General features: G+C 66.3%; 5 protein-coding genes. All 5 read right to left on the bottom strand.

Features of this window, described 5'->3' with window-relative positions; translation table 11 throughout:
• Positions 1–46: 46 nt before the first annotated feature.
• Entirely contained in the window at positions 47–712 is a 666-nt protein-coding gene (locus ACM9NP_RS23375; RefSeq protein ID WP_415648929.1) for an aggregation-promoting factor C-terminal-like domain-containing protein, read from the bottom strand.
• A 333-nt stretch (positions 713–1045) separates the two neighbouring features.
• Positions 1046–2335 carry a PhoH family protein gene (locus ACM9NP_RS23370; protein WP_415648928.1) on the bottom strand — a complete coding sequence of 430 codons (1290 nt, stop codon included), beginning with the start codon at positions 2333–2335 and terminating at the stop codon, positions 1046–1048.
• A gap of 501 nt (positions 2336–2836) precedes the next feature.
• Positions 2837–3535: an aggregation-promoting factor C-terminal-like domain-containing protein gene (locus tag ACM9NP_RS23365; RefSeq protein ID WP_415648927.1), complete on the bottom strand. Its 699-nt coding sequence runs from the start codon at positions 3533–3535 to the stop codon at positions 2837–2839.
• 427 nt (positions 3536–3962) lie between these two features.
• Positions 3963–4733: an isoprenyl transferase gene (locus ACM9NP_RS23360; protein WP_415648926.1), complete on the bottom strand. Its 771-nt coding sequence runs from the start codon at positions 4731–4733 to the stop codon at positions 3963–3965.
• Between the two features lie 137 nt (positions 4734–4870).
• Complete coding sequence (locus ACM9NP_RS23355) at positions 4871–6712, bottom strand: phosphoenolpyruvate carboxykinase (GTP) (RefSeq protein WP_415648925.1); 1842 nt, start codon at positions 6710–6712, stop codon at positions 4871–4873.
• Positions 6713–7023: the final 311 nt, after the last annotated feature.

Genomic DNA, 7023 nt, shown 5'->3' with positions numbered 1-7023 from the left:
GGGGCTTGACGNCTCCGGCCGTTCGTCGTTCCAAGTGATGGGCGGATCAGTACCAGCCGACCGACTGCGAATGCGCCCACGCGTCACACGGGGTGCCGTAGCGGCCGGAGATGTACGACAGGCCCCACGCGATCTGGGTGTTGGGGTTGGTCTCCCAGTCGTCACCGTGCGAGGACATCTTCGAACCGGGCAGCGCCTGCGGGATACCGTAGGCACCGGAACTGGTGTTGGCGGCCCGCTCGTTCCAGCCGCTCTCCTTCGCCCACAGTTGGTCGAGGCACGGCATCTGGTCGAGACCGAACCCGGCTTCCAGCAGACGGGCGCAGCCCGCGGCGCGGTTGCCGGAGTACTCGTTGCAGTCCTCGGGGATCGGACCGATGTCGACGGGCTTCGACGACTCGGCTTCCTCGGCGGCCTTGTTGTTCTCAAAGGTCTGGTCGAGGGCCTTGGCCTGGTCACCGGCGACCTGAGCGATGCTCTCGGCCTTGTCCTCGGCGTCGGCGGTCGCAGCAGTGGCCGCGTAGTCGAGGTGCCAGTCCCACGTGGACTGTTGTTCCTGTTCGGACGCCGCGAGATCTTCGACGGCGACTTGACGGGGGTCGACGGCGGGACCGTCATTGGTCATACCGACCCGCACACCCGCCACGACACCGGCGACGAGCAGCAGCATCGCCGCCGCACGACACGCGAACTTGGTCAATAGGGGAACCACGAACAATCCTTTTCGCTCAACGACAGGATCGGGCGTCGATTTCGCCCCACGCCCGACTCTCGGTCGGGCGTGTCGGCGGCCGAGATGGGGTGTCTTCGGCGGCGCCGCGCGGGCAACGATACCGCACCACCGCCGTCATGGGGAGTTCGACATCACGTGCCTCCCAGGTGAAAGCGGTCATCGAGGCGTTTTCACACCATCGACGACCAGGACGTCGTCACCCAAAGGATCGACATGACGACGATCCGTCTGCCTGTGTGAAATTCAGCCGTTCGGACGATCGGCGCGCCGGAAATGTCCGGCGTGGACGTATATGTCCACGCCGGACATACGCTATCGGTAGTCCTCCAACAGTTCCGTGACCATCTCGGCGATGTCGGAGCGCTCCGAACGGTTCAGCGTCACGTGCGCGAACAGCGGGTGACCCTTGAGCGCGTCGATGACGGCGGTGATGCCGTCATGTCGGCCGACACGGAGGTTGTCGCGCTGGGCGACGTCGTGAGTCAGGACGACACGAGAGCCGGAACCGATGCGGGACAACACGGTCAGCAGGACACCACGTTCCAGAGACTGGGCCTCGTCGACGATGACGAAGGCGTCGTGCAGGGACCGGCCGCGGATGTGCGTCAGCGGCAGGACTTCGAGCATGCCGCGCGCGAGGACCTCCTCGATGACGTTCTCGTTGCTGACGGCGCCGAGCGTGTCGAAGACGGCCTGCGCCCACGGGTGCATCTTCTCGGACTCGCTGCCCGGCAGGTATCCCAGCTCCTGGCCGCCGACGGCGTAGATCGGCCGGAACACCATGACCTTCTTGTGCAGGCCCTTCTCGAGGACCTGTTCGAGGCCGGCGCACAGCGCGAGCGCGCTCTTGCCGGTGCCGGCGCGACCGCCGAGCGACACGATGCCGATCTCCGGGTCGAGCAGCAGGTCCAGCGCGATCCGTTGTTCGGCGGAGCGGCCGTGAATTCCGAAGGCCTCCAGGTCGCCTCGGACGTGCCGGACGGTCTTGTCGACGGTGACTCGGCCGAGCGCGGAGCTGGATGAGCCATTGAGGACGAGGCCGGTGTGCACCGGGAACTCGTCGACGTCGGTCAACCGGAGGCGTTCTCCACTGTAGAGATCGCTGACCTGTTCGTCGGAGACGGCGAGTTCGCTGATACCCGGCCAGGTCGGATCGATGGCCTGGCCGTGTCGGTACTCCTCGGCCTTGATGCCCACTGCGGCGGCCTTCACCCGGAGCGGCATGTCCTTCGTGACGAGCGAGACGTCGGCGCCGGCCTTGGAGAGATTCCATGCGACGGAAAGGATCCGGGCGTCATTGGCCTCTCCTTGAAACCCGGCCGGCAGGGTGCTCGGCTCGGAGTGATTCAGCTCGACGTACAGCTGGCCACCGGTGTCGTTGATCGGCAGCGGTGTGTCGAGACGGCCGTACTTGAGGCGCAGTTCGTCCAGCGTCCGCAGCGCCTGACGCGCGAACCATCCGAGTTCGGGATGGTGCCGCTTTCCTTCCAGCTCGGAGATGACCACGAGCGGCAGAACCACCGTGTGCTCATCGAACCGGCTGAACGCGGCCGGGTCGGACAATAGGACGGAGGTGTCGAGAACGTAGGTGCGTATCGTCACGTCAGGCTCCTACCGGGTCGGGCGACGAGAGTCTTCCCATCACTGCCCTCACGTTAACGCTTCAGACCGACACAAGGGAAGACCACAATGTGACCATGTTGTGACGAAGCGTCGATTTTCCCCGGTGGCGACGGTGATGTCGAGTGAGCGGACTGTCGCCGTCGGCCAACAATCTCGGCCCGAGACGCGCCGGGGACCTCCTTCACGGAATCACCGACGCCGAACCGTCGAGAGCGTGCCGTTCGCGGGCACCTGTCGGACCGAACGTCGGCGTCTGGAAAATCGCGCGAGACGAGCGTCGGAACGAAACGGCGAGACGCCCACCTCGCCAACGCCGACAACACTTCCAGCCCGCTGAACCCGGGTCCGTCCAGCGGGCTTCGAGTGCGATGGGCCGGACGTACCGCGTTCGGCACCGTCCCGGCGTGCCGAACGCGGCGCAGGAGCATCGACGAGGGACGCCCTCCGAAGGCACGTCGGGAAGCAGGTTCCCGTACACGCCTAGTACCAGCCGTTGCCCTGCCAGTAACCCCAGGCGCCGCAGGGATCGCCATAGCGGCCCTTGATGTAGGACAGACCCCAGCGGATCTGGGTGGCGGCGTTGGTCTGCCAGTCGGCTCCAGCGGACGCCATCTTGTCGCCCGGGAGGGACTGCGGGATGCCGTAGGCACCCGAGGACGGGTTGGCGGCGTTGGGGTTCCAGCCGCTCTCGTGCTCCCACAACGGAACGAGGCATTGCATCTGGTCGGTGCCGAAGTTGTACTCGGCGAGGATTCCGCAGGCGGTGGCCTGGTGGCCGGAGAACGAGTCGCATTCCGGTCCGACGACGACGGTCGGGCCGGACGATCCGGGGCCGCCCTGCTCCGGTTCGGGAGCGGGTTCGGCGTCGTTCAGTTCGGGGGCCTCGGTTTCCTCTTCGTCCTTCTCGGACTCACTGGGGGTCGGATCGGGGCGGGCGTGGTCGCGGCTGGCCACGTCCTCGGTGCGCGAGACGGCCACGTTGTCGACGGAGGAGCCGTCGTCGGGGGAGGCGGCCGCGCCGATCCACGCGCCGCCGATCAGGGCCAACGCGAGCACACCGACGAGGGCGTGCGCGAGTCGCGGTCGCCACGACCATCCAGACTTTATGGACGATGAAGCGACGTCATCGTTACCTTCATTGGAGATCGGCGACGTTTCGTCGTCATGATGATCACTCACCGTTAACTCATTCCCTCGCGGACATCGGATGCCAGAAAATGTCCTATAAGGATCTATTTCCCGGCGGCACCGAAGCCTGCCAGCGACAACGCGGACATGACAAGGGCAAACAACGAAGTGACGAGGCGAAACCACCCCGACGGTTGATTTCTTGTGACGCTTGAGAAAACTGAGGTGGCTCGATCCACTGCAACCCGACCGGACCGACAACGACGACCGCGCGGCGCGCCAACACATCACGACGTCATCACGGCGACATCACGTCACGATGTTCAGTAACGTTGAGTGACAATCAATCCACGGAGTGCGCTCGCGTCCGCGATTTCATCCTCTGTGGATGAAAATTCCGTCCGCCCTGACACGTGAGTCGACGATGGATCTCAGGGCGGGCGTGATCAGAGGCCGCCGAGGCGGCCGCCGACCGTGGTCAGCCGCCGTACCGGCGCTGACGAGTGGAGTACGAGCGCAGGGCCCGCAGGAAGTCGACGCGCCGGAAGTCCGGCCAGTTCATGTCGCAGAAGTAGAACTCGGAGTACGCCGACTGCCACAGCAGGAAACCCGACAGCCGCTGCTCACCGCTGGTGCGGATCAGCAGGTCCGGCGCGGGCTGGCCGTGCAGGTACAGGTGCTCGGCGATGTGCCCCTCCTCGATCAGCTCGGCGACCTCGTCGATGGTCTTGCCACCACGGGCGTACTCCTGCAGGAGGGATCGCACCGCGTCGGCGATCTCGCGGTGCCCGCCGTAACAGATCGCCAGGTTGATGACGGCGCCGCCGCTCCGGTCGCGGGTGCGTTCGGCGGCGTCCTTGATCGTCGTCGCGTGATGCGCGGGCAGCAGATCGAGGGCGCCGACGGTGCGCAGTTGCCACGGCTGGTCGTCGGCCGCCAGCTCCACCGTCAGATCCTCGATGATCTGCAGGAGCGGATCGAGTTCGGCGGCCGGACGCGTCATGTTCTCCGTCGACAGGAGCCACACGGTGACGTGGCCGATGCCGACCTCGTCGCACCAGCGCACGAGCCGTTTGATGTGCTCGGCGCCCTCGCGGTGCCCGTCATTGGGGTTGACGAAACCCATGTCCTTCGCCCAGCGGCGGTTCCCGTCGACCATCACCCCGACGTGTGCGGGCAACGGCCTACCGACGAGTTTGTCGGCCAGCCGCTTCTCATACACCTTGTACAACAGATCTCGGAACGCCACAGCAAGCAAGAGTACGAGCCGATCTCGTCATCCACCAACCGGGAGTCGGCTCCACCTCATACGAATACCGAGCCCACACGCGTCGGGCCGGTCCGCGAACGGACCGGCCCGATGGAAGAGCGGTGGAACGGAGAGTGTCAGTCCGTGACGCCGAGACGCGCCTTCAACGCGTCGAGTTCGGCCCAGAGGACGCCCGGCAGCTTGTCGCCGAACTTCTCGAACCATTCGGTGATGAGCGGAAGCTCCGCGCGCCATTCCTCGTCGCTGACGGCGAGCGCGGCGCTGACCTCCTCGCGGGTGAGGTCGAGTCCGTCCGTGTCGAGGGCCTCCGGCGTCGGAACGTGGCCGACGGCGGTGTCGACGGCGTCGGCGGTGCCTTCGAGACGTTCGACGACCCACTTCAGGACGCGGCTGTTCTCGCCGAAGCCCGGCCACAGGAACTTGCCGTCGTCGTCGCGGCGGAACCAGTTGACGTAGAAGATCTTCGGCAGTTTGTCGGTGTCGGCGGCGTCGCCACCGCCCTTGCCCATCTCGATCCAGTGCCGGAAGTAGTCACCGGCGTTGTAACCGATGAACGGCAGCATCGCCATCGGGTCGCGGCGAACGACGCCGACCTGGCCGACGGCGGCGGCGGTCGTCTCGGACGACAGGGTCGCGCCCTGGAAGACGCCGTGCGCCCAGTCCCGCGACTGGCTGACGAGCGGGACGGTCGTGGCGCGACGTCCGCCGAACAGGATGGCGTCGATCGGGACGCCGTTCGGGTCTTCGTAGGAGTCGGCGAGGATCGGGCACTGCTTGATCGGGGTGCAGAAGCGGCTGTTCGGGTGCGACGACAGTTCGCCGGATTCGGGCGTCCAGTCGCGGCCCTTCCAGTCGGTCAGGTGCGCGGGCGGCTCGCCCATGCCCTCCCACCAGATGTCGCCGTCGTCGGTGAGGGCGACGTTCGTGAACAGCGAGTTGCCCTTGGCGATGGTGCGCATCGCGTTCGGGTTCGTCGTGTAGTCGGTGCCCGGCGCGACGCCGAACAGGCCGTACTCGGGGTTGACGGCGTACAGCCGACCGTCGGCGCCGAACCGCATCCAGGCGATGTCGTCGCCGAGGGTCTCGACCTTCCAGCCCGGGATCGTCGGTTCGAGCATCGCCAGGTTGGTCTTGCCGCAGGCGCTCGGGAAGGCGCCGGTCACGTGGTAGACCTTGCCTTCGGGGCTGGTCAGACGCAGGATGAGCATGTGCTCGGCGAGCCAGCCCTCGTCGCGACCCATCGCGGAGCCGATGCGCAGCGAGAAGCACTTCTTGCCGAGCAGCGAGTTGCCGCCGTATCCGGAGCCGAACGACCAGATCTCGCGCGTCTCGGGGAAGTGGGAGATGTACTTGGTGTCGCTGCACGGCCAGGCGACGTCCTCGGCACCGGGTTCGAGCGGCGCGCCGACGGAGTGCAGGGCGGGCACGAAGTCCGCGTCCCCACCGAGGGCGTCGAGGACGGCAGATCCCATGCGGGCCATGATGCGCATGCTCGCGACGACGTAGGCGGAGTCGGTGATCTCGACGCCGAACATCGGCTTCTCGGCGGTCAGCGGCCCCATGCAGAACGGGATGACGTACATGGTGCGGCCCCGCATGCAGCCGCGGTACAGCTCCGTCATCGTCGACTTCATGTCGGACGGCGCCATCCAGTTGTTCGTGGGTCCGGCGTCGGACTCGTCGACGGAGCAGATGTACGTCCGCTCCTCGACGCGCGCCACATCGCTGGGATCGGTTCGCGCCCAGAAGGAGTTGGGCTTCAGCTCGTCGTTGAGGCGCACGAGGGCGCCCGATTCGACGAGTTGATCGGTGAGGCGTTGCCACTCCTCGTCCGATCCGTCGCACCACACGACGGCGTCGGGGGTGGTGAGTTCGGCGGTTTCCCTGACCCAATCCAGCAGTCGCCGGTGTTTGGTGGGGGCACGGTCCAGACCGGGAATCGCGACCGGTGCGCTCATACGGATGGCTCCTTTGTTGACGATTGCGATGGACAGCGCGACCTCACCGGCCGACAGTGGACGGCGTCGCGTCAGATGCCGACAGGGTATGCCCAGATGCTGGTACCCTCCGGGAGCGAAACCGGTCAAAGCCCCGTAAAACGTCATTCGCCGGAGGGCGGCTGCCCGAGCGAGCAGCTTTGCGCGAAAAGTGGCACATGAACGAGCATTTGCGCGCACACCTGCGCAGATCACGTCACATATTCCCGGTGAGCGACCCCACACCGTACCGGCGCGTAACGACGAACGTCGTCCTCGGGCNCNNCTCCNNG

The organism is Stackebrandtia soli (assembly GCF_965137155.1).
In the GTDB taxonomy this organism is placed as follows: domain Bacteria; phylum Actinomycetota; class Actinomycetes; order Mycobacteriales; family Micromonosporaceae; genus Stackebrandtia; species Stackebrandtia soli.
The sequence above is the reverse complement of the archived record's forward strand: the minus strand, read 5'-3'. Positions and strand labels throughout refer to the sequence as shown.